General features: G+C 46.1%; 1 protein-coding gene and 1 pseudogene. Both read right to left on the reverse strand.

The annotated features are described in order from the left end of the window. Positions 1-2241 (reverse strand): outer membrane beta-barrel protein (locus HMPREF9441_RS06355; protein ID WP_039864993.1); only part of this gene is annotated, 2241 nt, incomplete at its 3' end. A 79-nt stretch (positions 2242-2320) separates the two neighbouring features. Next, positions 2321-2610: pseudogene (locus HMPREF9441_RS06360) on the reverse strand (hypothetical protein); the annotation flags it as partial.

The raw sequence follows: 2610 nt of genomic DNA on the forward strand, positions 1-2610 counted from the left end.
TGCATTCATCTGCCATGTCCAATAACGCTTCTCGCCGATGTTGGCCGAAATGTCGAACCGTGCCGTAGCGGAATAAGCTCCGCTCACATTCATCGGCTTGTAAGTGTACACGCCCGTCACCGGATTGTAACTCGCTGACTGCGCCACGTCACGGTGGCGGTAGTTGAACGACGCGCCCGCATGCCATAGGCTGACGTGCGTCCCGTATTTCCGGGTATAGTCGGCATTGGCACTTGTCGTGGCCGTCCCCTTCAAGTCAGGATTTCCCTCCTTAATCACAAGCGGTTGGCTGTCGTCACGGTAACCTATTTGGTTCAGTATATCCACCGGAGCACATTGGTAACCGGCACTGAGACGAAAATCGTGCTTTCCGTCTTCCGACATGTGCCGAAAAGATGCATCGGGTCTAAAATACACCCACGTGCCATGCATCAAAGTGTCGATACCTCCTCGCCTGTAATCAAGCGACTGATGAAAAACCGGCACATTGAGAGCCACACGCCAACGGTCGTATTGAATATCATAAAGCCCTAATTTATAAGTTCCATTTTGAGAAAAGATAATGCTGGCTGTATTACACCAATTACGATGATGGCTATCATAGGAATTGGAAGGGTCGGTAATAGCTGACAACATATCGAGCTGCGAAGCCAGTAAGAGCGTATCGGGGTGATAAAGGTAATCATGAATACGGCTATCGGAATAATTCCAATCGTCCCCAATAATAAGATCCACTTTACCAAACAAATCGGTAATAGTCCAATAAGTATTAAACATCATGTTCGTCAATTTATGGGACACATCACTGGCATTATGGCGGATATCATCGGCTTGTGTGGTGGCCTGCCACGTATCGTAACGGTTGGAAAGCCACGACTGATCATCGCTGTGCCTGAAAAAAAGGTAATAATTGCCATACCAACGTTTTTCCTTATTCACATTGAAAGATCCTCCCGTTTCCTGACAAAAAGCCCATGACCGCCCTTCACTTAATGCATCAGTACGCATAGAAGCTGTCAACCGGTCATCCCATTGGTTAAAGTGCGATCCACCTGAAGCATTCCTTTTCTCATAATCAAAATGGGACGTGAAATCAAAGTAAGCCGGCTTTTTGAAATTCAAACGGTTGACCAATTTCAAGTGCCAGTTGTCAGATTCATTACGGTTCTCCGTAAGCGACATGGGTTTGCTACCTTCAAGGAATTGCTCATAGCGTTGGTGCATCTCCAATTCGGTATTGGACGATGTGAAACCGGCATTGAAATTGTTCGTCACATTCTTATCTTTCGATTGGTAATCCAAATCGGTCGCTACGCTGCGCGTGGTGAGAAGCGACTGGGGCATGGTGGCCGGAGACCAATGGCCATGCTCTCCGATGTGGCGGCTTTCATTCACGTTGTTCACATTGCCCAACAACGCATACCGCCAACGGTCGGTAAACCCCAAAAGGAAACCACGCCCCAACCACCGGTCTTCCGTTCCACCCGCAGCCTCCACATTGGCAATATATCCTTGGTTGTATTCGTTTTTCAAGTTTACGTCCATCACATACTTGCGCGGTTCCACATCGTATCCCAACGCCTCACTCTTGTCCGTCTGTTTTTCATACACTTTAAGATTTTTCACCGTATAATAAGGTAGGTTTTCCATCAACACTTTCTTGTTTCCACGAAAGAAAGTCCGCGAACCGAGCAACAATTCATCCACCCGTCGCCCGTTCACGAATATCTCGCCGCCGTCATTCATCGTCACGCCCGGCAACTGGCGTATCAAGGCATCGAGCATCGAACCATCAGGCAATTTAAAAGCGTCGGCATCATACACCAACGTATCTCCTTTATAATACATCTTGACCTTCGTAGCTTTTACAACGACCTCGTTCAAGGCCATATTACGCTCCTTGCGCATCTTAATGGGTTCTTCCAATCTTACGGAACTTACAATCTCAGGAAGAAGGACGGATACCGACTCCCATACGTCACCATAACCCGGTCGTGTAGCACGTAATAAATAATCCCGTTTTTCAGCTTTAACTGCTGCAGAGAACATCACTTTCAGAAGTTTTCCATTACGGTTCCTAAAGTCCACAATCTTTGCGGAGTCTACCACAACCGTACTATCCGGATTGAGAATGGATACCTTTACTCCACTAAGTGGAACTTTCAAAAAATCATCCTCAATCTCACCGACTATTTCTATGGTCTGTGCTGAAGTGTGTACACAACAAAAAAATATGAACATGTATATTAATAACCTTTTTCTCATATTTACGATTTTATAATCTTTTTATCTAAAGTGAAGAAAAAAAATTAAAACTTATTCATGGCTTTTTAGGATTTCTGTTCCAATGGTACACCAAATGCAACATCACGTAATGGGGCAGAGAACGAAACCATGTTTCGGTACGCCCTTGCGCATTGACACTATATTGTGTGGAAGAGACCTGATGCAACAGGTCGAAAGCTTCAATCCTTGCAATGAGCTTGCCTTTCCAGAACGGTTGGCTGAGCGAGGCATTCAGTACAAAGTCATCCGTATTCAATTCCGCACTACCATAACCCCGGCGGCTGTACATCGTGGCATCGGCCGACAAGGTGGTCTTGATACGCG

It is taken from the genome of Paraprevotella clara YIT 11840 (assembly GCF_000233955.1).
GTDB classification, from domain to species: domain Bacteria; phylum Bacteroidota; class Bacteroidia; order Bacteroidales; family Bacteroidaceae; genus Paraprevotella; species Paraprevotella clara.